This window comes from Bacillus sp. FSL L8-0099 (genome assembly GCF_038006385.1).
GTDB lineage: Bacteria > Bacillota > Bacilli > Bacillales > Bacillaceae_G > Bacillus_A > Bacillus_A toyonensis.
This window is the reverse complement of sequence record NZ_JBBOVC010000002.1, coordinates 241,781-264,578: the sequence shown is the minus strand read 5'-3', so window position 1 is coordinate 264,578 and position 22,798 is coordinate 241,781. Positions and strand designations below refer to the sequence as shown.

Genomic DNA, 22,798 nt, shown 5'->3' with positions numbered 1-22,798 from the left:
GTCTATTTTCAATATTTTAAGAAGACAATCGTTATAACTCCTCCTTATTGTAAATCCTAAAATATTTATTGTTTATATTATTTTATTGTTATATAATACTAAATGTCTTTACTTATATGCGATTACGATATATCATAATTAGAAAAAGGGATCTTTCGGGATTCCTTTTTTCTATTAAAAATAAAAAAGCAGCAGGTTGGCTCTCCAGACATATTCCTACACCTCACGGTAATTCCTTTAAATCATTTTATTAAATCATCCACTTGATACTGTCTAAAAGTTATAAATGTTTTATACATTTCATTTCAAACTAATTTTTAGATAGTTTCAAGATATGTTTTCGATTAATTTCACATCACTTTTAAATGTTGTCTAGAAGTATCAACTTTTAGATAGTTAAACAGGACATTTATTTTTTTTCGTTGTGTTCGTTTGTTTTGTAAAACAGGACAAATCTATCAATTATATTAAATTAATGAATTCAACTATTACATTTTATTGTTTTATTCATATAATGTATTAGATTGCTAGAAAGGAGGCGTAAGCATGGACAGTTGTGTTTTATTCGTTAATGGACAACCTTTTTTAGTGGTCTCAGTTGCTGGAATCGAAATTGCTAGATTAGAGCTTTCTCTTCAAGTAGCATTGACTTTAATAGCATTAGGGATTCCAATTTGTGCGTAAGCCTTAGGTATTTATTAAAAAGAGGGCTTTTGTCCTCTTTTTTATTTATCCCTTTATCTTTCCTTAACAACAAACAAGACGCCACCCAGATCACGGCAGCGCCTACAATAATTACTATTGGGTTTAATCACTAATTTACTAACAATCCTAATTGACGTAGGATTTCTGAGAACGAATAACCATACGCAAAACCTACAATACGAATTCCTGGAGTGTATCTATGTTCTAAATCTTCATTGTACGTTTTCATATAATATGCTAGTTTAGAATCAATGTTATGTTTGTCGTTAATAATTACTTCATCGCTTGGAATTCCATCCATTTCAATTAGAACAGCTACATACTCTGCTTCTTCAATTAAAGCTTCATTAAAACACTTTTCTAACTCTTCTAATGTTATACCCATCACTCCCCTCCTAATTTAATGTCTGTTTTGCTCAATAAAAAAGAGCATCCACGTCAGTAGATGCTGAAATATGTGAATGGACTTCTCGATGAGCATTGAATAGGATATAAGCAGTTAGCTTGTCCTACACTATACTATATGATTTCTTTATTAAAATGGTTCATCAAAAAGGCACCTTATCCAGGTGCCCTTTCGTGAACATAGGGGTAACACTAAAACGCAGCAATAATTCTAATATCGTGGTGTCAATATCATTCTATGCTCGATATTTCTTTATATGCTAAATGGTTAATGTGTAATTTCTATACAATAAAGAACAAAGCACCCGTGTTGGATGTTAATTATCATCCTGTTTCTCTGCTTTATTCTTATCTCTGATAATTTCAACAATCCACGCTAAAGAAACAGCGATACCAAAAAGAACACTTACACCTGCAACGGTGTAATAACCTAACTGTTTAGCCGTTAAATCTACAGTGAGGGCTATCCCTAGTAAAATGATTACAAACATTCTTTTCTTTCTTTGCTCGAACAAACTAATTTCTCCTCCACTCGAAGATCATCTATTTAAAATTCAATATTAAATATATTGATCACATACATCATAAAATCTATCTATCACTATTATCTCATTATACTAATTAATTCTCAACATCTCATATATATCGATTATCTTTATACCTAGAACACTCTTTAAATACAGTTATCATGTAATTTCTATATAAAAAAGAAAAAAGCACCCATTATGGATGCTTTCTCACTTATGCATTTAGTATTTCTTTGGTAACTCAGGGAATAAACTGATTCCTTCCTGCTCCACGTCATTACTGAATCGCATCTTGAGTGCTCTGTATTCCTTTAATACACTTACTACTTCCTTTTGTACTCTCTTATCATCGATAGCCGGTAATAAAGTTAATTGTCTCTCCATGAAGGAATCCCCCTATTTCTGAATTTGTCTTTTAACATCACATAAGGTACGTGAAATTTCACTATCTTATTGTTGAATAAGGGAAACATGCATAGCGAGTAGCCCACACCATCCACTCTGCATGTTTCTGTTATCCATTAAGCCTTTAATAATTTACGTGTCTTATTTGCCATCTTTTCTTTTGCTGCTTCAATGTTATTTGTCACTCTCATATGATCCTGATCAATCTGAATCATTCCATCAAACATAACTGGAGCTCGTTCTGTCTGCTCTACTAACTACCCATAAATATCAAAGTCTTCTCCTGGTATAGACTTCTTGCCCTTCGGTCGATGAGACATCCTTACATAAGATTGAATGACTGATAGTGGTACTACGAATACTGATTTATCCTTACTAAACTCTATAAGAAAGAAACATATTGCTCCCATCTTTTCTGCTTTCTCCAGATAATCCAATTGATGCTGTGCAATGTTCTTTAAATCAAAACGTGTATCCTTCTCTGTAGATTTAGCTTCAAACGCAATAGCTTGTCCCTTATACACGCAATCATAGTCTACTGTACTTTTAGCTTCATAGAATCCATTTAGTACACGGCCACTTTTACTTTTTAATACCTTCACAGGAGTCTGGAGCTTGTTTATAAGCGCCACTCCCCCCTCTTTGATACATTTCGTTCGCTAGATTGATAAGCATTTCAAATGCCATTCCACGGTTACCTTGTCCCATTGTTATTCGTCGCTTTCTATTAAAACGATTATTTCATTTATTTTCCAAAAACGGTAATTAATATATAATTAAACTATTCAAATCTTAGGTGGTGATGCAAATGAATGATACGATCCGAATTGTTCTTTTCACTCTTGTAGGAATAAGTGCCGTATTTTCTGTAATTAAAGAATTTCAAAAACCAGAAAAGAAAAAATTTTGGATTACATTCGAAACTTTAATTCTAATCGGGGTAGCTTGGATGTTAATAGGGCTTCTCATGTAACCTACATAATTAATAAACCCCCTGAATAAAACTCAATATTTCGTTAATAATGTATATGACATTAGATTTTCTCCATTCCCCCTTGGAGATGAGCAGTTAGCTTTTGCTAGCTGCTCTTATTTTCTGAAATTGGTTACATTTCCCTGATGTTTTTAACTTAATATTACGTTACCATATAAAAGAGTAGAATATATTGAGCTGTTATACCATTACCCTAGGAAACTAGGGTTTTTATTTCTACAAAATGAAATTTTTATTAAATTGCTTATACTTTATTTCTCAACCACAACTTATGGAATTATAATGAAATGAATGGTAATATATAGACATCTCAATTACGTTAGAGCTTGTTTCCTTGCAAGCTCTTTTTTTATTTAAATAGCGTTTTTGTTTAAAATAACAGCTCTAAATAAATTAGATACATTTACCAGTATGTTTACCACAACATTCATGTTAAAATCCCTTGTGAGTACGACATAACTCTACCTAATGAAGCCCTGCAGCCCTTATCGCGGGGCTCTTTTTTTATTTAAATTAACAATTTTGTTCACTTTTATAGCTTGCTATTCCTCATGGTTGTGTTTTGCTTCTAGGACTTTTATAAATTTAAAGTGTCCATCGAGATAACAATCATTGATAAAACCCACAAAATATATTTCATTAACTTCGCTTAAAGTAAAATTTTCATTTTTTCATTCAACCAAGTTCATAACATATTCTTTTCCTCTGGTAAAATAATGATTAGGTGCCCCATGCGCATTTTATCCACTGAAAATAACACCTTTTACGTACTTAACTATTAGAAACTTCATTTCTGCTACTTCTGCAATAGCAATTTTGTTCACTTTTTTGATACATTTATGAAACATTCATATGTTATCTTTAGTACGTTCTTTTCTTTTTGTAGAACCATGTGAGAATACCAAAACAAGAAGCCCTAGAGCCCTAACTCTAGGGCTTCTTCATTTTAAATAAGGATATTATTAAATTTTCAATTAAAATTTTTTATACTCTCTTTATCACTACCTCCAAAAAATATTCAGGAACCTTGCAAACTTGCAATGACAATGTAAGGTTATTAACTATGAACAAATGTATTTACGTAGTAAACTATTTAGTCAGAAATACATATTAAAGGAGAAACATTTATGAATTTTGAAGACAACCGTAAACTAGGTATTCAGTTAGGATGTATAGTAAAAACAGATAATACTCAATATCTAGTTTTTAAAAAGAATGAAAATTACTCATTATTAAACATAAAAACGGTAGAATGTATAAACTTTGAAGTCCCTTTAGAGCATCTTGAGGAAATGATTCTTGAAGATTTAAAAGAAGACATCCAAAGCATTATACCTCCGGAGAATATTAAGATTGTAGCTCAAAACAAAATATAGATTACGTTTCATTCAAAGAGTACTAATGGGTAGTGCTCTTTATTTACAATCAATCCAAATAACTATTTTGTTAAAATTGATTCACTATTTATTTTTATAAAAGCACCCTTTTTGGACAAATTTACCGGCTGAATTAACAGAAATTTCATTTCATTCTTAACTTGTTGAATAACCCAATACATTCAACAGTGCTCTTGATTGCATACTTAGTATGTAACCATCCAGATACCTTAGCTAATACGTCCCCTAATCGTCGTTATTACTAAGGTATCTTTTTAGATGCCCTGTGTGCAGGGCTTTTTTATTTCAGTGATAATGCTCTATTTCCCCTACAATTATCGATGCTTGTAATCCCATTTCATAACAAAATTCAAATTTGGTCTTACTTTATTCCGGTCGATCCAAACCCAAGATTTCCTCTTTCCGATTCTGATAGCTCGTCCACTTCATAAAAATTAGCTGTTATTACTGCCGCTATAACGCCTTGAGCAATCCTTGTTCCTCGTTCAATCACATGGGCTTGCATATTTAAACTTATTGGTTTTTCAGTGTGATCAACCAACACTCCAACTTCTCCGCGGTAGCCACTATCCACCGTTCCAAAAGCGGCCCTTAACTTTGTATCACGCGTCATACCGCTACGCGGGCGCACCTGCAATTCATATCCTGGCGGAATTTTGAACGCCAATCCCGTTGGTACAACCTTTGTTTCGCCAGGCCAAATAATCGTGACCTCTGGTACAACTAGATCAAAACCAGCATCAAATTCCCGTGCATACTTTGGTAAATCCACACCTTTCAATCGTTTAATCTTCATTCTTAATTTCATTCTGTCCCGCTCCTTATAAGTAATTTTTCAATTTCTCTTTCTATTTCTTCAACACTTCCAAGGAAAGCTTCGTCTTCCACTTCTCGTTATCCAATCCCACTAAGTGATATTCCATCTTACGAATTTCACTCTCTACTACTTGGAGTTCACTTTGCACCTGCACTGCAGTTTCTTTTTTCATTACTTTCTTCCCTTTGCTTCGCTCATTAACTTCGTGATCTCGTACACACCGTTCTCCATTTCCATCACTACTGATACACTCCTTTTATTAGATTCCACAACTCTTGTTCAGTCATCTCGTAAAGTTGTCGCCCTGTCTTTTCTTCTTTATAAATTCCCTTTTGTAGTAATACATCGATGTAGATTTGTTTCCTGTCCATGCTGCCTCCTAGTTTCTTTTCTTCGTAGCTCTCCCTATAGGTGTAGTCGCTGCCCTTTGTGGATTCCATCTATTTATCATCATGGCGCTATGCCTCCTAATCCAAATTCATGATTTCCTCTAAGGTTCTATCCGAAATATAAGTAGTAATGATTTGTATCTTTCCGTATTTCTTTTTAGCCATTTCTATAGCTGCGCCCTCGGACTTCGCCTCAAACCAACGAAGCCTCCACTTCTCGTCTTTATCGTATAACTCTACTGAGTACGTCATAACACTATTACTCTTCAAAAATCTTTCCGCTGTACTTATTGCGCTATAATCAAAACTTCTTGCTACATCCTCTAGTGTTAGTTGTTTTATTTATTTTATTAATCATTGTTGGAGCTTCTTGCTTCTGCTAAAAAATTATCGGAAAAGGCACTCTTATATGGGTGTCTTTTCTTTATGAATAAGAGATACGTGGGAAAAATAAATTATAGGACAGGGATATAGTCTAAAACTTCTAAACTATCTTTTTTATTTCCTTTCGACATAATATGACAATATAAAGATATTTAATATGTTATTATTACGTTGCAATCTAACATTTTACATAATTGGAGGAACAAACGTGGGAAAAATATTTAAGTTTGGATGCCTAGGCATTATAGCTTTATTTGTAATCGGAATAATTGCTATGGTTGCTGGTGGTGGAGATTCAACAGAAAAAACTTCAACAGACACTAAAGCGGTATCAAAAGAAGGTGTATCTTCTGATGTGAAAATCTCTGTAGGGTCTATGGAAACAGTAGATTCTGTGGGTAATGAATACTCAAAAGAACAAGCACAAGGTGTCTTTAAGATTTTAGAAGTTACACTTACTAATAATCAAAAAGACGCTATCACTGTCGATACTAACAGCTTTAAATTGGTAGATAACAAAGGTCGTGAATTCACATCTTCAGTACAAGGTCAAACATCTTTTGACTTAGCTAACGGTGGAAAAACTGACTTCTTCTTAAAACAATTAAATCCTGGTCTAACACAGACTGGGAAAATTGTATTTGATATACCAAAAGATGCTGAAGGACTTTTCTTAAAAGCTAGTGGCGGTATGACAGGTAAAGAAATTAAGTTAAAAGTTGAATAGAAAAAAAGGTACTCGAAAGAGTGCCTTTTTTCTCAATGGCCAATATTAATTAGCGTGGTAAAATAATATTTGGATTGGCATCTAATACCATATTACGTTGGTTCAAATCGTAAGAAGGCACCTTTGGGTGTCTTTTCTTTATAAAAAAGGACTCCTAAAACGCCTTAAATTAGTAAACTTCAATATTACTCTTTTTTATTAATTTATTTTAACTTAATATACTAATGTTAAGTTAAAAATTTGTTATAATTAGTAAATAATTATATTAATTAGATGGAGAGGATACAATATTATGGGTTATAAGTTTCGTAGAATTATCAAAGTTTCCCCGGGTGTGAAAATTAACTTTACATACACAGGTACGGGAGGCAGCGCCATTCCACCTGAATCAAGAACAACAACTTATATACCCGGAACTGGAATCTCGTATACACCACGAATAGCTGAGTCAAACAACTATTATATACAACGAGGGTTTCAAGGGCAAAACACTTCCTATCCCACTATGAATGAACAAGATTACAATACGGTAAGAGCATTTGAGCAGGTAAGAGAAACCAAAACTTACATTGTTACTGCTTTTCGTAAGAAGGATAATCAAGTAAACTCCGTGGGTAGAAAACTAATGAAACCACTTTCCATAATTGGAGGCGTTTTTGCGGGCCTATTCTTAATTATGATGCTTGTTATACCTGCTCTAATTCTGGCAGCCCTTTCTTTCCTATGTTATAAAAATATAAAAACACCATTTGCGGTTGTATGCCCAGAATGTGATGCTGAGAATTTATTCATTTTTGAGGAAGAGAAGGTGGCTTGTCGTAAATGTGAGAGCACTCTTATAATCCAAAAATAAAAGGTTCTCAAATACACTTCCCACAAATGAATTGTGGTATTGAATTCCAAGATGACCCTTGAAGCTCATAATTGTTTCCATACCTCCTTGAAGGCTCCAGCTCTCTTTTTTATTTCCGTTCGACAATATATGACAATATAAAGATAAATAATTTGTTATTATATTTACGGATTTATTTACATTAGGAGGAATGAAAAACTATGTTTAAAAGATTAGCAGTATTACTTATTGGAGCTCTATTATTATTTGGTTTATCCGCTTGTGACAGCGTTAAATCAATGACAAGTAATGCCACGGTTGGTAAGGTAATTGAAGAATTTAAAGCTGCAGGATTAGAAGCTGACAATCCTAGTGACCTACCAGAAAAAGAATTTGGAAATACTAGAAAAGAAGCAAAGCGCATTCTTGTTCCAGCATTAGGTGAAGATAGTGGTGGTAGAATATTTGAGTTTAAAAACAAAGAAGATCTTGAAAAAGCTAAGAAATACTATGACGATTTAGGTAATGGTAATCAGATGCTATTCTCTCATACTTACGCAAAAGGTAACTTCCTTATACAAATGAATGGTGATATGGAAGATGCCCAATTTAACAAATATAAAGAAGTTATGGACAAAGTAATTAAGTAAGTTAAAGAATCCGCTTTCATTTATATGAAAACATGTTAGAATTATCTTTGGATGGGAGTCCAATACATATTATTAAAATTAAAGTGGTTCAAGTCGGAGGAAGGCACCTTAGGGTGTCTTTTCTTTATGATTTTACACAAATAAAAAGCCCCTTTTTAAGAGGCTTTTTATAATAAATAGATTTTATTAATTAATACCATCCTTCAAAATAACCTGTCCATGTACCATCCCTTTCTTGCCATGCGTCTTTCAAGTACCACGTGATTCCATATAGTACAGTTGTGCTCGGTATAGAATTTCTTGATAGGTACCCTGTTAATTTAATATTTTTCTTATCTGCTGCCATAGTAATTTTTTCTGTCTTTGCACTATCAGTATTAGGTGTTGCAGCCATCGCTCCACCTGCACCAGATAGCATAATACCAGTTGCTAATGTTCCAACTACTAATTTCTTGAACATAAAAATTCCCCCTCAAATATTTTTATAACTTGCACCTTAAATATATCAATTTTTAAATTTTGTAAATATTTTGAATTTGTAGAAATATTTATTTGAATCTTATTAATATTGGTAATTCATTTTATCAAATGGAAGATAGAGGAATTTATTATGATATGTAATAATGCATGATCACTCAGCAAAAGAATGTGATAAACTTTAACCACCTGTTCTATTTTTTTCAGTTATCTTAGAAACCTTACTTCTTATTTACCCAATTGTGGGGACGCTTTATAGCGTCTTTTCTTTATTTTCAAAAGGACCTGCTCAATTCATGCGTAAAAACATACAGTAAATTGAATCCGTTAAAATACATGAGTGAACCCTTGTTTTACCCTCCGATTTAAAGGAGGAACTATTATGGGATTTGGTGGTAGTTGTGGCGGAGGCTGTGGCTTTGCTGGAGGATTTGCTTTATTAGTTGTATTGTTTATATTATTAATCATCGTTGGAGCTGCTTGCTTCTGCTAAAAAACTATTAGAAAAGGCACCCTTATCTGGGCGCCTTTTCTTTTTTGGATACAGACCGCAAAAAGGAAAAAACCACGTTAAGCACATTTCGACATAAAAACAAGTAATTTTAACAACGCCAAGAATATTTAATGCAACACTATTTAAAATAAGATTAAAATGATTTAAAAACTCTTAGCGTGGTTTTTCCCAAAATACTGGTGATGGCTCATTAAATAATTGGGATTAGGTTGAGGAATTACTAGAAAGAGGTTTATTAGAGGAATTTGCTAGGTTATGGCTTTGACTCGGTTTTTCTAAAGAATACATTTGGATTATTCAGCCCGTTCAACGTATTACGATTATCACTCCAGGCATGAAGCAGAGATTCTCGAGGACCTGTAATGACTTGATTATAGTCAGCCATATAACAAGGACCAACACCAGGATCTTGAGGTGGTCTAGTAATAGTTACTGGAGAAGATGGGTTACTTATTACTGATTCTGGATTTAAACCTCTAGTAACAGAGAATGTTTTCTTAAATATCCCGAATGTTCCGTTGCCAATTCCACCAACTCCCGCTGGATCATTAAAACGATTATATTGAATATGCGCTCCTTTAGCATTGGCAGCTACTGAAGGGAAAAATGCAAATGGCAGACCCTGCGTGATATTCACTGGTTGTGACCAAGTTGCCCCTTGATTTCTGCTGAATGCCAAAAAGATATTAATATCCCCATTAACTGTACCACCATTCCATACAGCATAAATAGTGCCATCAGGTCCAATGGAAGCTTGAGGAAATTCATTATTCCTGATATCCCTTTGAGCATCTACAAAAATAACTGTACGGTTAAACCCGGGTTCACATGGAACAACATTGTTCGCTGCAGCAGCGAAAGGTGTTGTAGAAACTGCTACGTCCGTATTCACTGGAAAAGTTTGTCCACCGTCAGTTGATTTTCTCATTCGAATTGTCCTATTGGCCTGCTTTAATAGTAGATTGTTGTTTGGTATTACTGCATAAAATACATAAATAACCCCTTGCTTGTCTACTATCACGTATTCTCCTTCTACAAATGTATTAGCATTTGGAGGAGAAATGATATCTATATCGGTAATCAAAGGATTTAAATTAACACCGGTTGTATATTTTGAGAAACGAATTCGTCCTAGATTAGTAGTGAAATCTTTCCAAACGATATACAGTGCCTCTTGTCCTGGTCTAGTTCTATCAGTTCCTACTGTAATCCACTCTTTATCTTGAGAGAAGTTACCATTTTGAGGGTTTTGTCCTCTCCCGACGACTTGCGGCGGATTCATTGTAATCGTTTTGTTCGGATTAATCACTCCAGTTGATACACTAATTACGTCTTGTTGAGTGCCTCCGACAACTTCTTGTCCAATCTGACCATAATAAAATATTCCTTTTTTATCTACAGCTATTACAGGATCTCCGTTGTTGACTCCCCCGGGATTTGTCGGTATTGAACCGCCATCAGTCCAGGTCTTACCTAAATCTTTTGAAAAAGCAAATCCAGAGAAACTATTTCTCGTAAATTCATCATTTGAATCATTAAATCCATAGAGAATGAAATCTCTAAAATGGGCTAGGCTTGTCTCACTTTGAGTTATGTTAGGAAAATTAGCTATATCACTAGCAGAATTATTCACTTGTACTTCTTTATTATTTGGTTTTGGAGGTTTTGGAGGTTTTGGAGGTTTTGGAGGTTTTTTAACCACCCTTTCATTATTATTTTTCAATATATAATATTAAAAAAATGAAAAGGGGTTTGTATCTTTTTATTATATTTCGAAAAATTCGTAACATTTGTTCTTGTAATTTGTTTTTTCTAAGTAGGGGTACCGCAAACACTGACCTATCCTTACTAAACTCAATTAGGAAGAAACAAATCGCTCCCATCTTTTCTGCTTTCTCTAAGCAGTCCAACTGGTGCTGCGCAATATTCTTTAAATCAAATCGTGTTTTGCTCTCTGTAGACTTTGCTTCAAATGCAATAGCTCGTCCTTTATACACACCGTCATAATCTACTGTACTTTTAGCTTCATAGAAATCATTTAGTACACGACCCCCTGAGCTTTTTAATACCTTCACAGGAGTTGGGCGCTTGTTTATAAGTGCCACTCCACCTCTTTGATACATTTCATTCGCTAGATTGATAAGCTTCTCAAAATGCATTCCTCTGTTTCCTAGTCCTATTATTAGTCCCCGCTTTCTATTAAAAGGATTATTTTATTAACTTTCTACAAAATGGTAATTAATATATAATTAAACTATTCAAATCTTAGGTGGTGATGCAAATGACTGATACGATCCGCATTGTTCTTTTCACCCTTGTAGGAATAAGTGCCGTATTTTCTGTAATTAAAGAATTTCAAAAAACAGAGAAGAGAATATTTTGGATTACATTCGAAACTTTAATTCTAATCGGGGCAGCTTGGATGTTAATAGGGCTTCTCACGTAACCTACATAATTAGTAAATCCCCTGAATAAAACTCAATATTCCGTCAACAATGTAGATGACATTAGATTTTCTTCTTTCCCCCTTGGAGATGAGCAGTTAGCTTTTGCTAGCTGCTCTTTTGTGATTCATCGTCACATTATGATGAAATGGTCATATATTATCTCGAAGCAAAAAACCCTAATTTATTTTTCAGTATCTCACTTTTCCCTTAAAGAGCACTTTTTAAAGGTGCTTTTTTTGGGTTCCCCAGAATAAAACTTAATATTTCGTCAATAATATAGATAGGCGATGGCCATAACTCATTTAATGAAGTCCCTAACCTTTCTCCTTTCCCCCTTTTGGAGAACCAGCCGAGCAGTTAGCTTTTGCTAACTGCTCTTTTATTGTAATTTTCCTCTGTATATCTTCTTAATCTGCGCTTCAGTGAATCCCTCATATACCGCAAACACTTCAGGGAACTCACTTAAACACAAAACAATGATAGTATTATCTGTCGTTCGTATATAGAATTACTTAACTAATTAGATGTAATCATTGTGTAAATAGTAACTCTTAATCTCGTGATGATAGTTGTTAGCCTTCAAGTAAAATAGCATTTTTTTAGTTCTACTACAGTCAACACATATAAACAACTATATATTAGGGAGTTAAAACGTTATTGTGGTTCTCATATAGAATCACATACGACTTTTTCTCTGTTTAAGGAGCTCTTACTTAGTAGTAAGAGCTATTTTTTATTCAATTATCATTGTCACTTCTTCTCAATCTACAATTCGATATGCAATATTACATATTCTGCATATCCGATTTATGAACATGAGATAATTGTTTTATAAGAATGTACAAAGTTAATATTGAAGGGAGAGTACTAAATGTCTTTCTTTTCTTGGGCTCCTCTTATTTTCTTAATAATTGTTGCAATCATCATTTCTGTTAAAAGGGCTAAGAAACAATAACTTTATTTAGTTACAACAATTTATTACTAGGAGGTGTAATTATGTCATTTGCAGCCTGGAGTGCGATCTTTATGACTTTAATCGGTGCAATGTCTGGAGCAATCTTTGGTACAATTTCCTCTAGAAATAAGAGAAAAAATACCAATTAAAAAACCTAATAATAAAGCTCAATATCTATTTTAGTGACAGCTGATACGACTTTAACATTTCAGCTGTCATTTTTTATTCAAATTACGCTTTTGTTCACTTTGTTGATACATTTACGAAACATTCATATGTTATCTTCAGTACGTTCTATTCTTTTTATAATATCGTGTGAAATATACCAGACCGAGAATCCCTAGCCCCCTAAGTCTAGGGATTCTTCATTTAAATACGGATTTATACGGATTTATACACTTTTATTCTTTTCATAAACTTTTATATTTATTATACGTAATATATGAATTTATGTTAAAATATCTTTATGAAACATCGCGTGTTTCAAATACAACATTTTTTGATGACCTCTTATCTTTCCGTAAGAGGTCTTTTTTTTAATTAACGTTTTTGTTTAATTTATATTTAAATAGTTCATTTTCATACAGACTGCCCTTATATGCTATACTCATTCTTAAATAATTGTATAAGGAATGTTAAAAATGGATGATAGATCATCAAGACAATGGAAAATGCGACAAAAGTTAAAAGAACTGAAAACAAAAATAGAAATGATACAAATTTCAAAATAACCGCCATTAATCTATAAAACTGGGATATACCAATGAATAAGCATTCAAACGAATGCGGACTGCTAAAATTCGATTATAAAACTATTTCTCTGTAGAAAAATAAAGAAGGGCTATGATCGGAAAAGCGATTCCTATCCATAATGTTAGGCTCCAACCACCTAAGGCATATGCCCATCCTCCAAGAGAGGAACCAACAGCACCTCCTAAAAAGAAAATAGCCATAAATAGCCCGTTTAGTCGACTACGAATTTCTGGATCCAATGAGAAAATTAAACGTTGACTAAGCACAAGATTTGCAGATACTCCCATGTCCAACAGAATTGCAGCAATTACTAAAACAGCTATTCCGATGGGCGAACTACCTTGAATAATAAGTGGTAGTAATAAAGAAATAATAACAACAGTGAGAGCTATCCCAGTGGCGGATCGTGTCCAGCCAAAATCAGCTAGACGACCACCTATTGGAGCGGCTATTGCACCTGTAATTCCGACAAGTGCATATAATGCTATGGCAGTCTGAGAAAAATGAAAAGCAGGACTAGACAATAATAATGGAACAGTGGTCCAGAATAAGCTGAAAGCCCCAAATACACAAGCATGATAAATTGCGCGACGGCGTAAAATTGGAGTAGTTCGTAGTAGTTGCCACATTGAACTAAGTAAGGCAGTATAATTTGTTTTTTCCGTTGGTTTCCTAGTAGGGAGTACTTTCGATAATACAAACGCCAAAACAATGATTACAGTAGCAGATAAAGCAAATATTGCATTCCATCCCCAGATATCAGCTACTAGACTAGATATCGGACGCGCAAGCATAATACCTAATAACAGGCCACTCATGACATTACCAACTACACGACCGCGTGCATCTTCCGATGAAAGGTATGATACAAAAGGTACGAGCACTTGCGCTGCAACCGACCCCAATCCGATAAAGAATGAAGCTACTAACAACAAGATTGCGCTCTTTACAAAAACTGTGGCAGTTAGAGCAACTGCACTTAGAATTAACAATATAATTATCAATTTTCTATTCTCAACAATATCCCCTAAAGGTACAAGAAATAGTAAGCCAACAACATATCCAATCTGAGTTAGTGTTACAATTAATCCAGCGCTACTATTAGAAAGCCCAATTACATGACTAATTACCCCAATTAAAGGCTGAGCATAATAAAGATTAGCCACAATAATACCACATGCAGTTGCTAGAAGAATGATTAAACCCGATGAAATCTCCTTATTGATTGCTTTATTTTTAAAATTAGACATATCTATTTCCTCCCATACTTTTATTTCAAAATTACTGAATCGCCTTGGCAAGAACTACAGCACTACCATTATTCTAAATTGAGCCTGAACTACTTTCTGTTCTTCTTTCAAAAGATCCAATTTCCCCACTTTTTTATTCCCCTTTTCTAAATTTTTTTTAGTAATTCACTTTGTGGATTTGGAAACCTGTTTAAAGACCTTACCATTATAAGTTGCTAGCTAATTAATAAACTAAACGTTCAGTTTATTAATTAGCTAAAATATATACTAAACGTTCAGTTTTGTAAATAGGCTATTTTATTATCCGTTCATATTAAGTATACTAAACGTATAGTTTATGTTCTTGAAAGGAATGATTAATATGCAAGGTAAAAGAGGTCGACCACGTAATATCGAAACCCAAAAGGCTATCCTTTCTGCATCCTATGAGTTATTACTGGAAAGTGGCTTTAAAGCAGTCACAGTTGATAAAATTGCAGACCGTGCTAAAGTTAGCAAAGCTACGATTTATAAATGGTGGCCAAATAAGGCTGCTGTGGTAATGGATGGTTTTCTTTCTGCTGCTACTGCCAGATTGCCTGTACCTGATACAGGTTCAGCATTGACTGATATCTTAACTCACGCCACAAGTTTAACCAGTTTTTTAATAAGTCGAGAAGGCACTATTATTACTGAGTTAGTTGGCGAAGGGCAATTTGATTCGAAACTGGCAGAAGAATATCGTGCTCGCTATTTCCAACCACGCCGCCTGCAAGCAAAGCAACTTCTGGAGAAGGGAATTAAACGAGGCGAATTAAAAGAAAACCTCGATGTTGACTTAAGCATCGATCTCATCTACGGACCAATTTTCTATCGGTTGCTAGTAACAGGTGAAAAGTTGGATGAATCCTATGTGCATGATTTGGTAATAAATGCATTCGAAGGAATACAATTGAATTGATTAATATTCAAATAAGTGTTTAGAATCCCCATTTCCTCCTATGCGGATGCAAAGTAAATTAACTTGATATATAAAGTGTTTTATGTTTTTAAACTGATGTATATGGAGTGATCACCTATATACATCAGTTTAAAAATTGATAATTACTCTAAAAAGATCATCATGAAAATTGGCGTAGGATAACACTACATCACCATCAACCTAAGAAAAGCAAACACCCCAAAGCGAAAAACAAGCCGTTTTCTATCAAAAACACACGGGATTTTCAGCCTGAGGTGTTATAAAATTCTAAAGTTGATAGGTATAGATTAAGAATTCGATATATCATGTTTTCAGATCAAATAACAAACACGAATAGGACTTTACATTTAATTCGTAGGAAACCCCTCTTTTACAAGATCTTCAATGTTATTCGCTTCTTTAATTTCTTTTGATGATAACCAAGCTGTATATAATGTTCCAGTCTTATTGGTTAAATCTATGGCATAATTTTTATTATACAGTTCTTCTTTAAGTATTTTGGTTACTTTGATTAAATCCTCAATTAAAGGAGGATTGTTTTCAAATATACCGTCGCTATTAAATTTTAAAATCACTATATATTTTCGAAGTCCCTCATGATCCGAACTTATATAAGTAATACCTTTAATTGCAAATCGATCGTTTTGCAATTCATATAATCTTTCTACTACTTTCGTGTGCGTTCTAATCCAACCTTCCCAATATTTGTTTATGGTATCTGACATCGTAGTTTTCATTGTTAATAACAGTTCTTCTTTTGTTATTATATTTTGTACATTTTTAAAAGGTCCACCTAAGGATTTACCATTTTGATCCTTAATCTCTAGTTCTGTTATCTTTTTATTATTCTTCTGAATGAGTTGAAATAGAGCATATAAACGATCTAATTCTACGGAATCCAATTGGCTAAAGTCAATCTCGTTGCTCATTTTCAAAGTTAATAGCAATTCATCTGTCGGGCTTCCTTCTTCTGGATTTTCATTATCCAACAAATATTGAAGAGCATTTTCCTCTTCAGTTTCCACGTACCCTAATTTTTTTATTTCTTCTAGAGTTGGTTGGAATTTCTTATATTCCTCATATGTTTTTTCCCATATTTGTATTCGTCACCCACTATAGATGAATAGAGGAAACCTTGCACTTTTACTCGGAATTTTAGATATTTGTCATCTTTTTCTTGCACAGTATGGTAAGTGTTACCAAAATTATTCTCGTTTATTGAGCCCCATTCTGTTATATCAACATCGATTCCGTGTTTTTCTTTTATATAACTTTGTACCTCAGCTTCATTTTTGGAATTATAACCACTTAAAAATATGAAACATACTACTAGCAATATTACATTTTTCATACTTTTCATATAAGCACTCCCTACGAAAGAATTAATTCTTGAATGTGCAGTACACTGCAAAGTCCTCTTTCCTTAGTCGTATACTTCAACTTTTATATAGTGTGAATCTTAAATCATTTAAGTTCTTGACGTTCCCATCTATACTGCTTGGAACATTAGTGTCTTAAAATATACAACTTATTTGTTTTAAGGTCTTTCTCAGTTCTAAAAGCATATGGTTCATTGGGCAAATATCTAAATTGTACATTCATACTATGAGACCTATTTTACTATAAAATCTGGTACCATTATTAAAATATTCCTTTTTATTTTTTGCTTTCTAGTATAGATGTTCCTTTTACTTCAATGAGGGAGGATTTATGGAAAGACATTATACAATCTCAAATTATGCACTACATATAAGAAGAAAAAACATGACTCTAACCATAATATAATAAAAAATCATATATATGAATAATTACATTTAAAATAACTGATGATAATGGTATACTAATATCAACCAAGAAGTATCCAACAAACTATTATTAATCACTACATTTTCTTTCAGAATAGGTCAACGTATAAAAAGACACTATATATAGTGTCTTTTTATATACCTAAATTATTACTAGATTAGAAGTACACCTATTTATAAACCGTAAATAAGACACGGCAGTATAGGAGAATATATCAATGATTCAGAAGACACAACATTATTTTTATCATTTAAAAACACAATGGTTTATTCTGTTCATGACTTTTGCATCTTTCTTGTTACCACTCCCCACCAGTTTTCTACCAGGAGGATTACAAAAAAAACCCATTGAAGATGAATATATATGGGTTCAAATAGTGGATGGCATAGTCATTGCACCTTTATTAGAAACAGCTCTATACCAAATGTTTATATTTTGGATTTTAAAATTGATCCCTGGTATGGAAAAATACAACAAATCGATTATCTTTATTTCAGCTATTATATTTGGATTGAGCCACAATTTTAGCTATATTTATATATTATATGCTTGCATTATGGGTTTTGTATTTGCATACTCTTATTGGACTTATACAAGAAAATATGAGAATGGACATACAAAATCCCCACCATTTTGGACTGTATGGTGTATACATGTTTTACATAATATTGTTGTATTTTTTATTAAAAATTTATAAATATATTATTAATATAGCGAGGTTAAAAAATCATCTTAGGCTAGCATCAACTGCTATTCAGCTAATCTTTTGATATATCCTTTAAATAAAAACTTTTTTCAATAGATAATACTAAAACAATGTTGCCCGATAAAAAAAGAAGCTGGTGGATAAATTCTCCACCAGCTTCTTTCAATATTGCTATTCAATTAGAAGCTAACCGTCGCTGCTTCCTCTCCTGAACTAATCATTCGCTGTTCAATCTTTTCTAGCAGTTCCTTTATCTTACTTGAATAAAGTTTAACTGCTTTCGTAGATTGAGCATTCTTAAGCTCTTCTGTCCATTCTGCTAAATCTTTCTTTTCTTGATTATTCAAATAATCAAAAACTTCCTTTCGAGACATGGGGCTCACCTCAACTCAACTCTGTTTATTTGGCCATTACATAACCAAATCTCCTCATCTCTCTATTTCTATTTATAACAGATTACTCCTCTTTTATTCCTTATTCTTTTTTTCGAGTTCAGTCAATTTCTTTGAAATTGACTGAATCTCGTCGGTTTTCACTTGTTCCGTTGCCAAGCGATTGTGCAGCAGGAAAGCTTGCCCTGAAATCCCAGCAAGAATACTCACCTTAAGAATATCCATCATTGTTTCAGGGTTAAACATTGCAACACCAACGAGTGAAGCAATACTGCCTACAAACATCTCTCCCAAGAAACCCGGGTGAAATGCAAGCTTGCTCTTACGAGGCAACAAGAACTTTCTGTTTGTGATGTAATGACTAGCCAATCCTGAGACCATACCAGCCACAACTGACACAATTACTGTAACCAACATAATATGCACCCCTTTTCGAAAAACTTTTGACATTGCAGCAGCAGTTTCTATTTAATAATTAGTTCCTATGACATAGCATCACCCCTTTCAGGCAAAAACAAATAACCTTCCGGGATAATGAAGTGTTTACACAATAAAATAAAGCAACATAAAGTTCCTTTTTGTGTAATTTCATTAACCCGAAAGGTTATAAGTAATTAGTGATATAAAAAAGAAAAAGAAAAAATGCAACTAAATTATATCACAATGAAGTTTATTTTATCTTTCAATTCAGAAAATTTATTTTGTTATTTAACTTTCTCAAGTTAACAAATCAAATTATTTGATACCTGTACACTTTCTAATAATTTGAACGCCTGATTATTATTTATTTTTTTGAATCTGTCATCAACTATGCTGTAGATCACACTACAATTTTGATGAATATATAATTCCAGTATCTCAAGTGCTACCTGTTTTTCCTCTACGTCTTTATATTTGTAATTAAAGGAGACCACTTTTTTTATTATTTTCATAGTCGATATATCCACCCTTCTTAGAAACTAAAAAAGACAAGGAATTGATCCTCGTCTTTTTCATAACTGCAGTTAATTTATTCCTTCATAAACAACCATAACGGTTACAAGTGGTTGGCCTTGATCATATTCACGATTAATGATCCCACTTGGTTTTATTTCTTTAACTATTTTCCCTTGATTATTACAATATTTCAAAAAACTATTCACTTCTTCATCAATTCTTAAAGCATCAGCAATCAAAGTTCTAATTTGTAACATAGTGAATTCCTCCACGTAATTTGTTATTTTAAATATGTAATCTCAGAAATACGAAATCCATCTATTTCTGGTACATATTTAAATTCCAGAATTAAGTCGTTTGTTTTACCAAAAACAATCCTTTTTTTACTTTTGTAACAGTTCTTGGTCTTTCATAATTAAATAGACTTGGTTTACTTTTATAAGTAACTTTATAATTCTTATTTGTACTAAAATAGTCCGATGTAAATTCATTAGCTAATTCTGTAGTAGTTACATGATTTCCTAAAAACATTTCTAGTTCTTTTTTATTTTGATAAATGGTTAAGTAGCCGTTCTTATCAATATCATCAAATATTAATTTGAATTGCCCTCCTAAATCGTTAATCACATTTTTTGATAATTCATCTTCAAACAAATAATCGTATTGAACTTTTTGTTTCAAATCCCCTACTTTGACAGGAGTTAAAGCATCTGTTTAAGGTTCATCCTTTATAAAGGTGTTATAAAAACAAACATCATAGCTAAAACGCCTAACACTAAAAATAATCTCTTAATCTTCATAAAACCTTCTTCCTTTCACAATGTGATATTCTCCAAAAAAACGCAAAAAAGCCCTTTTCGGAGTTGTATTTAAAAAGAAAGTAAAAGTAAAAAACTTAAACTATCTTTGAAAATCGAAACCCCGAAAGGGCTACAGTAGTTATTGATATAAAAAATTGAAATTTAAAAAAGGTATACTTAATTTTAACAAATAACACCTGTAAAAACAACAATATTCAGAATGTTTAATCTGTTAATTTTATGTTATGATGAATACTATAAACCCTCAGAATGGAGTTTAATCTACAATTGAAAAAACGTCTATTTTCTGTTTTTCCAATATTAATATTTCTAATTGGTGTTACCTTACTGTTACTAAGACAGTTCGTTTTTTTCCATATAAAGTTTCTGGAGTTTCTATGGAAAACACCTTATTTAATAATAACAAGGTTTTGATTAGTTAAGTTCGACTGATACAAAAACTTATAGATGAACCTTCTAAAATCTTCGCTAATATAAATTTTCGCTAAAATCTTATTTAACTACATCATTAGAATTTGATGCAAGTAATCCATTACCCTGTTCTTTAGAAGTTGTTCCTGCAGTTTTCTGTTCTGGCTTTTCTTTCTCAAGAACTACCACATTTACTGTTTCAGTTGAGCTATTTCCTGCCTTATCGGTTGCCGTTACTTGAACTGATATTGCGCCTGGCTTACTTGCATCATACGCTCCTACTGTTACTACTGGATTTGGATCTTTATTATCCTTTACACTCACTAAACTTCCCGGACTTAATTTATCTCCCACATGAACGGTTACACCTTGTTTCGCTGTTATTACTGGTGCTTCCGTATCCTTCTCTTCTTCTTTTTCTACTACGTTAACGGTTACCGTTGCAGTTGAGCTGTTACCCCCATTATCAGTTGCCGTTACTTGAACTGATATTGTACCTGGCTTACTTGTATCGTAATCTCCCACTGTTACAACTGGATTTGGATCTTTATTATCTTTTACTTCTACTAAATCTCCTGCATTTAAGCTATCTCCTACATGTACAGCTACACTTTGTTTTGCTGTAATTACCGGTGCTTCTGTATCTTTTTCCTCTTCTTTTTCTACTACGTTAACGGTTACTGTTGTACTTGAGCTATTTCCTGATACATCTGTTGCCGTTACTGTTACTTGAATTTCCCCTGCCTTACTTGTATCATACGCTCCTACTGTTACTACTGGATTCGGATCTTTATTATCACTTACTTCTACTAAATCTCCTGCATTTAAGCTATCTCCTACATGTACAGTTACACTCTGTTTTGCTGTAATTACCGGTGCTTCTGCATCTTTTTCCTCTTCTTTTTCTACTACGTTAACGGTTACTGTTGTACTTGAGCTATTTCCTGATGCATCTGTTGCCGTTACTGTTACTTGAATTTCTCCCGCCTTACTTGTATCGTAATCCCCCACTGTTACAACTGGATTTGGATCTTTATTATCACTTACTTCTACTAAATCTCCTGCATTTAAGCTATCTCCTACATGCACTGTCACACCTTGCTTCGCTGTGATTATTGGTGCTTCTGCATCTTTTTCCTCTTCTTTTTCTACTACGTTAACGGTTACTGTTGTACTTGAGCTATTTCCTGATGCATCTGTTGCCGTTACTGTTACTTGAATTTCTCCCGCCTTACTTGTATCATACGCACCTACTGTCACTACTGGATTTGGATCTTTATTATCTTTTACTTCTACTAAATCGTCTGCACTTAGACCATCACCGACATTTACTGTCACACCTTTTTTTGCTGTAATTACTGGTGCCACTGTATCTTTTTCAGGTTTCTCTGGTTTTGTTGTACCACCATCGTTACCATCGCCGCCTGTTGGTGGTTTTGTACCTCCTCCACCATCGTTACCATCGCCGCCTGTTGGTGGTTTTGTATCTCCTCCGCCATTATAACCATCGCCGCTTGTTAGCGGTTTTGTACCTCCTGCGCCACTAGAGTCTCCAGAAGCTGGTGGCTTTTTATCATTATTAATTGGGGGTATTGAATTATCCGCACTAGCAACTCCATCATTGATATTTAGATCGCCACCAAATACAAAGTTCTTACTGTCCTTATTATCCGAGACAGAAGGGTTTTTTGTTGCTGATGCTATTGAAGTATTTAAATCTGAAAAACGATTATTTGATTTATCACTGTCAATAACTGATGCTAGATTTCTATCTGAATTTATAGCCGCGGTCGCAATTGAATCCGTTAAATCATCAAATTTCCTTTTGGTTTTGTTATTTTCAATGATTCCAGATAAATTTTGATCTGAGCTACGTTTTGCATTATCAATGATTTCATCAAAATCATTAGTATTTAAATTCTCAGTTGTTTCATCCTTACTTTCATCTTTCTTCTTTTCTTTTTCAGTATCTTTTTTCTTTTTAGATACTGATGCTGTTTTGGTGCTCTTTTTTTCCGAAGAAAACAGCGAGCACCCTGAAACTACCCCAACACTTAGGGTAGTAGCAGTAGTAGCAAGTAAAACTTTCTTAAAAATTTTCGAATAATCTAATGGCACAATCAATTCCTCCCCATTA

25 protein-coding genes and 7 pseudogenes are annotated in these 22,798 nt (G+C 33.4%); 13 read left to right on the top strand and 19 right to left on the bottom strand.

The window, feature by feature from the left end; genetic code table 11:
- Nucleotides 1-546 precede the first annotated feature (546 nt).
- The gene (locus MHH42_RS28995) at nucleotides 547-684 is read left to right on the top strand and encodes a DUF3956 domain-containing protein (RefSeq protein WP_000376551.1); all 138 of its coding nucleotides are present in this window, start codon (nucleotides 547-549) and stop codon (nucleotides 682-684) included.
- 130 nt (nucleotides 685-814) lie between these two features.
- Here the strand turns inward: MHH42_RS28995 and MHH42_RS28990 are convergent, their stop codons facing one another.
- From MHH42_RS28990 to MHH42_RS28975, 4 genes and pseudogenes are all read right to left on the bottom strand, one after another.
- Nucleotides 815-1,090 (bottom strand): hypothetical protein, encoded by a 276-nt coding sequence (locus tag MHH42_RS28990; RefSeq protein ID WP_000513192.1) that lies wholly within the window; start codon nucleotides 1,088-1,090, stop codon nucleotides 815-817.
- A 337-nt stretch (nucleotides 1,091-1,427) separates the two neighbouring features.
- Nucleotides 1,428-1,625, bottom strand: coding sequence for a hypothetical protein (locus MHH42_RS28985; RefSeq protein ID WP_000462902.1), 198 nt, complete (start codon nucleotides 1,623-1,625; stop codon nucleotides 1,428-1,430).
- 249 nt (nucleotides 1,626-1,874) lie between these two features.
- Nucleotides 1,875-2,021 (bottom strand): annotated as a pseudogene (locus tag MHH42_RS28980) (ArpU family transcriptional regulator); the annotation flags it as partial.
- Nucleotides 2,022-2,158: 137 nt separating this feature from the next.
- Nucleotides 2,159-2,750, bottom strand: a pseudogene (locus tag MHH42_RS28975) (Holliday junction resolvase RecU).
- A gap of 100 nt (nucleotides 2,751-2,850) precedes the next feature.
- On the opposite strand from MHH42_RS28975, the gene MHH42_RS28970 reads away from it, so the two are divergent.
- Nucleotides 2,851-3,015 (top strand): hypothetical protein, encoded by a 165-nt coding sequence (locus tag MHH42_RS28970; RefSeq protein WP_001000165.1) that lies wholly within the window; start codon nucleotides 2,851-2,853, stop codon nucleotides 3,013-3,015.
- A 1,148-nt stretch (nucleotides 3,016-4,163) separates the two neighbouring features.
- Complete coding sequence (locus MHH42_RS28965; protein ID WP_001008433.1) at nucleotides 4,164-4,412, top strand: hypothetical protein; 249 nt, start codon at nucleotides 4,164-4,166, stop codon at nucleotides 4,410-4,412.
- A 382-nt stretch (nucleotides 4,413-4,794) separates the two neighbouring features.
- Here MHH42_RS28965 and dut read toward each other — a convergent pair whose 3' ends face one another.
- The 4 genes from dut to MHH42_RS28945 form a co-directional block, all read right to left on the bottom strand.
- Nucleotides 4,795-5,241: a dUTP diphosphatase gene (dut, locus tag MHH42_RS28960; RefSeq protein ID WP_000776806.1), complete on the bottom strand. Its 447-nt coding sequence runs from the start codon at nucleotides 5,239-5,241 to the stop codon at nucleotides 4,795-4,797.
- 40 nt (nucleotides 5,242-5,281) lie between these two features.
- The gene (locus MHH42_RS28955; protein WP_176545286.1) at nucleotides 5,282-5,422 is read right to left on the bottom strand and encodes a hypothetical protein; all 141 of its coding nucleotides are present in this window, start codon (nucleotides 5,420-5,422) and stop codon (nucleotides 5,282-5,284) included.
- A gap of 67 nt (nucleotides 5,423-5,489) precedes the next feature.
- Nucleotides 5,490-5,621 carry a Fur-regulated basic protein FbpA gene (locus MHH42_RS28950; RefSeq protein ID WP_080451858.1) on the bottom strand — a complete coding sequence of 44 codons (132 nt, stop codon included), beginning with the start codon at nucleotides 5,619-5,621 and terminating at the stop codon, nucleotides 5,490-5,492.
- Nucleotides 5,622-5,717: 96 nt separating this feature from the next.
- Nucleotides 5,718-5,981, bottom strand: coding sequence for a hypothetical protein (locus MHH42_RS28945; protein ID WP_043324812.1), 264 nt, complete (start codon nucleotides 5,979-5,981; stop codon nucleotides 5,718-5,720).
- Here MHH42_RS28945 and MHH42_RS28940 point away from each other — a divergent pair.
- The 4 genes from MHH42_RS28940 (at nucleotide 5,951) to MHH42_RS28925 (ending at nucleotide 8,232) form a co-directional block, all read left to right on the top strand.
- A complete protein-coding gene (locus MHH42_RS28940; RefSeq protein WP_340895119.1) occupies nucleotides 5,951-6,022 on the top strand; it encodes a YjcZ family sporulation protein in 72 nt (23 codons plus the stop codon). The genes MHH42_RS28945 and MHH42_RS28940 overlap by 31 nt on opposite strands.
- Before the next feature lie 209 nt (nucleotides 6,023-6,231).
- Nucleotides 6,232-6,750: a DUF4352 domain-containing protein gene (locus MHH42_RS28935; RefSeq protein ID WP_097954587.1), complete on the top strand. Its 519-nt coding sequence runs from the start codon at nucleotides 6,232-6,234 to the stop codon at nucleotides 6,748-6,750.
- A gap of 292 nt (nucleotides 6,751-7,042) precedes the next feature.
- Nucleotides 7,043-7,603 carry a DUF4236 domain-containing protein gene (locus MHH42_RS28930; protein WP_340895047.1) on the top strand — a complete coding sequence of 187 codons (561 nt, stop codon included), beginning with the start codon at nucleotides 7,043-7,045 and terminating at the stop codon, nucleotides 7,601-7,603.
- A gap of 200 nt (nucleotides 7,604-7,803) precedes the next feature.
- The gene (locus MHH42_RS28925; RefSeq protein WP_097926718.1) at nucleotides 7,804-8,232 is read left to right on the top strand and encodes a stress protein; all 429 of its coding nucleotides are present in this window, start codon (nucleotides 7,804-7,806) and stop codon (nucleotides 8,230-8,232) included.
- Nucleotides 8,233-8,422: 190 nt separating this feature from the next.
- On the opposite strand, the gene MHH42_RS28920 is transcribed toward MHH42_RS28925, so the two are convergent.
- The gene (locus tag MHH42_RS28920; RefSeq protein ID WP_097957007.1) at nucleotides 8,423-8,692 is read right to left on the bottom strand and encodes a lysine 2,3-aminomutase; all 270 of its coding nucleotides are present in this window, start codon (nucleotides 8,690-8,692) and stop codon (nucleotides 8,423-8,425) included.
- Nucleotides 8,693-9,091: 399 nt separating this feature from the next.
- Here MHH42_RS28920 and MHH42_RS28915 point away from each other — a divergent pair, with 399 nt between their 5' ends.
- Complete coding sequence (locus MHH42_RS28915) at nucleotides 9,092-9,202, top strand: YjcZ family sporulation protein (protein WP_000505679.1); 111 nt, start codon at nucleotides 9,092-9,094, stop codon at nucleotides 9,200-9,202.
- Between the two features lie 274 nt (nucleotides 9,203-9,476).
- Here MHH42_RS28915 and MHH42_RS28910 read toward each other — a convergent pair whose 3' ends face one another.
- Nucleotides 9,477-10,946: a sialidase family protein gene (locus tag MHH42_RS28910; protein ID WP_340895043.1), complete on the bottom strand. Its 1,470-nt coding sequence runs from the start codon at nucleotides 10,944-10,946 to the stop codon at nucleotides 9,477-9,479.
- The gene (locus MHH42_RS28905; protein WP_340895118.1) at nucleotides 10,936-11,403 is read right to left on the bottom strand and encodes a Holliday junction resolvase RecU; all 468 of its coding nucleotides are present in this window, start codon (nucleotides 11,401-11,403) and stop codon (nucleotides 10,936-10,938) included. The genes MHH42_RS28910 and MHH42_RS28905 overlap by 11 nt, the downstream gene beginning before the upstream one ends.
- 101 nt (nucleotides 11,404-11,504) lie before the next feature.
- On the opposite strand from MHH42_RS28905, the gene MHH42_RS28900 reads away from it, so the two are divergent.
- Nucleotides 11,505-11,669: a hypothetical protein gene (locus MHH42_RS28900; protein ID WP_340895042.1), complete on the top strand. Its 165-nt coding sequence runs from the start codon at nucleotides 11,505-11,507 to the stop codon at nucleotides 11,667-11,669.
- Nucleotides 11,670-12,049: 380 nt separating this feature from the next.
- Here MHH42_RS28900 and MHH42_RS32490 read toward each other — a convergent pair.
- A pseudogene (locus tag MHH42_RS32490) lies at nucleotides 12,050-12,265 on the bottom strand (hypothetical protein).
- Nucleotides 12,266-12,584: 319 nt separating this feature from the next.
- Between MHH42_RS32490 and MHH42_RS28895 the strand changes: the two are divergent.
- Nucleotides 12,585-12,774, top strand: a pseudogene (locus MHH42_RS28895) (hypothetical protein).
- A gap of 663 nt (nucleotides 12,775-13,437) precedes the next feature.
- On the opposite strand, the gene MHH42_RS28890 reads toward MHH42_RS28895, so the two are convergent.
- A complete protein-coding gene (locus MHH42_RS28890; RefSeq protein WP_000064496.1) occupies nucleotides 13,438-14,628 on the bottom strand; it encodes an MFS transporter in 1,191 nt (396 codons plus the stop codon).
- A 361-nt stretch (nucleotides 14,629-14,989) separates the two neighbouring features.
- On the opposite strand from MHH42_RS28890, the gene MHH42_RS28885 reads away from it, so the two are divergent.
- Nucleotides 14,990-15,568: a TetR/AcrR family transcriptional regulator gene (locus MHH42_RS28885; RefSeq protein ID WP_340895036.1), complete on the top strand. Its 579-nt coding sequence runs from the start codon at nucleotides 14,990-14,992 to the stop codon at nucleotides 15,566-15,568.
- Nucleotides 15,569-15,936: 368 nt separating this feature from the next.
- Here MHH42_RS28885 and MHH42_RS28880 read toward each other — a convergent pair.
- Nucleotides 15,937-16,949 (bottom strand): annotated as a pseudogene (locus MHH42_RS28880) (hypothetical protein).
- Nucleotides 16,950-17,612: 663 nt separating this feature from the next.
- On the opposite strand from MHH42_RS28880, the gene MHH42_RS28875 reads away from it, so the two are divergent.
- On the top strand, nucleotides 17,613-18,092 hold the full coding sequence (locus MHH42_RS28875) for a CPBP family glutamic-type intramembrane protease (RefSeq protein ID WP_098015975.1): 480 nt from the start codon (nucleotides 17,613-17,615) through the stop codon (nucleotides 18,090-18,092).
- Nucleotides 18,093-18,280: 188 nt separating this feature from the next.
- Here the strand turns inward: MHH42_RS28875 and MHH42_RS28870 are convergent, their stop codons facing one another.
- The 4 genes and pseudogenes from MHH42_RS28870 to MHH42_RS28855 form a co-directional block, all read right to left on the bottom strand.
- Nucleotides 18,281-18,475 (bottom strand): hypothetical protein, encoded by a 195-nt coding sequence (locus tag MHH42_RS28870; protein ID WP_000087406.1) that lies wholly within the window; start codon nucleotides 18,473-18,475, stop codon nucleotides 18,281-18,283.
- A gap of 93 nt (nucleotides 18,476-18,568) precedes the next feature.
- A complete protein-coding gene (locus MHH42_RS28865; protein WP_000961801.1) occupies nucleotides 18,569-18,910 on the bottom strand; it encodes a DUF4257 domain-containing protein in 342 nt (113 codons plus the stop codon).
- Nucleotides 18,911-19,497: 587 nt separating this feature from the next.
- Nucleotides 19,498-19,686, bottom strand: a complete 189-nt coding sequence (locus tag MHH42_RS28860) for a hypothetical protein (RefSeq protein ID WP_000939326.1) — start codon at nucleotides 19,684-19,686, stop codon at nucleotides 19,498-19,500.
- Between the two features lie 23 nt (nucleotides 19,687-19,709).
- A pseudogene (locus tag MHH42_RS28855) lies at nucleotides 19,710-20,229 on the bottom strand (peptide ABC transporter ATP-binding protein).
- Between the two features lie 270 nt (nucleotides 20,230-20,499).
- Here MHH42_RS28855 and MHH42_RS28850 point away from each other — a divergent pair.
- A pseudogene (locus MHH42_RS28850) lies at nucleotides 20,500-20,669 on the top strand (signal peptidase I); the annotation flags it as partial.
- Nucleotides 20,670-20,742: 73 nt separating this feature from the next.
- On the opposite strand, the gene MHH42_RS28845 reads toward MHH42_RS28850, so the two are convergent.
- Nucleotides 20,743-22,779 (bottom strand): adhesin, encoded by a 2,037-nt coding sequence (locus tag MHH42_RS28845; protein ID WP_340895033.1) that lies wholly within the window; start codon nucleotides 22,777-22,779, stop codon nucleotides 20,743-20,745.
- Nucleotides 22,780-22,798: the final 19 nt, after the last annotated feature.

Coding starts and splice junctions, on each gene's coding strand:
- MHH42_RS28995 (WP_000376551.1), top strand. CDS start 547: ATGGACAGTTGTGTTTTATTCGTTAATGGACAACCTTTTTTAGTGGTC.
- MHH42_RS28990 (WP_000513192.1), bottom strand. CDS start 1,090: ATGGGTATAACATTAGAAGAGTTAGAAAAGTGTTTTAATGAAGCTTTA.
- MHH42_RS28970 (WP_001000165.1), top strand. CDS start 2,851: ATGAATGATACGATCCGAATTGTTCTTTTCACTCTTGTAGGAATAAGT.
- MHH42_RS28965 (WP_001008433.1), top strand. CDS start 4,164: ATGAATTTTGAAGACAACCGTAAACTAGGTATTCAGTTAGGATGTATA.
- dut (WP_000776806.1), bottom strand. CDS start 5,241: ATGAAATTAAGAATGAAGATTAAACGATTGAAAGGTGTGGATTTACCA.
- MHH42_RS28955 (WP_176545286.1), bottom strand. CDS start 5,422: ATGAAAAAAGAAACTGCAGTGCAGGTGCAAAGTGAACTCCAAGTAGTA.
- MHH42_RS28950 (WP_080451858.1), bottom strand. CDS start 5,621: ATGGACAGGAAACAAATCTACATCGATGTATTACTACAAAAGGGAATT.
- MHH42_RS28930 (WP_340895047.1), top strand. CDS start 7,043: ATGGGTTATAAGTTTCGTAGAATTATCAAAGTTTCCCCGGGTGTGAAA.
- MHH42_RS28925 (WP_097926718.1), top strand. CDS start 7,804: ATGTTTAAAAGATTAGCAGTATTACTTATTGGAGCTCTATTATTATTT.
- MHH42_RS28920 (WP_097957007.1), bottom strand. CDS start 8,692: ATGTTCAAGAAATTAGTAGTTGGAACATTAGCAACTGGTATTATGCTA.
- MHH42_RS28915 (WP_000505679.1), top strand. CDS start 9,092: ATGGGATTTGGTGGTAGTTGTGGCGGAGGCTGTGGCTTTGCTGGAGGA.
- MHH42_RS28900 (WP_340895042.1), top strand. CDS start 11,505: ATGACTGATACGATCCGCATTGTTCTTTTCACCCTTGTAGGAATAAGT.
- MHH42_RS28890 (WP_000064496.1), bottom strand. CDS start 14,628: ATGTCTAATTTTAAAAATAAAGCAATCAATAAGGAGATTTCATCGGGT.
- MHH42_RS28885 (WP_340895036.1), top strand. CDS start 14,990: ATGCAAGGTAAAAGAGGTCGACCACGTAATATCGAAACCCAAAAGGCT.
- MHH42_RS28875 (WP_098015975.1), top strand. CDS start 17,613: ATGATTCAGAAGACACAACATTATTTTTATCATTTAAAAACACAATGG.
- MHH42_RS28870 (WP_000087406.1), bottom strand. CDS start 18,475: ATGTCTCGAAAGGAAGTTTTTGATTATTTGAATAATCAAGAAAAGAAA.
- MHH42_RS28865 (WP_000961801.1), bottom strand. CDS start 18,910: ATGTTGGTTACAGTAATTGTGTCAGTTGTGGCTGGTATGGTCTCAGGA.
- MHH42_RS28860 (WP_000939326.1), bottom strand. CDS start 19,686: ATGTTACAAATTAGAACTTTGATTGCTGATGCTTTAAGAATTGATGAA.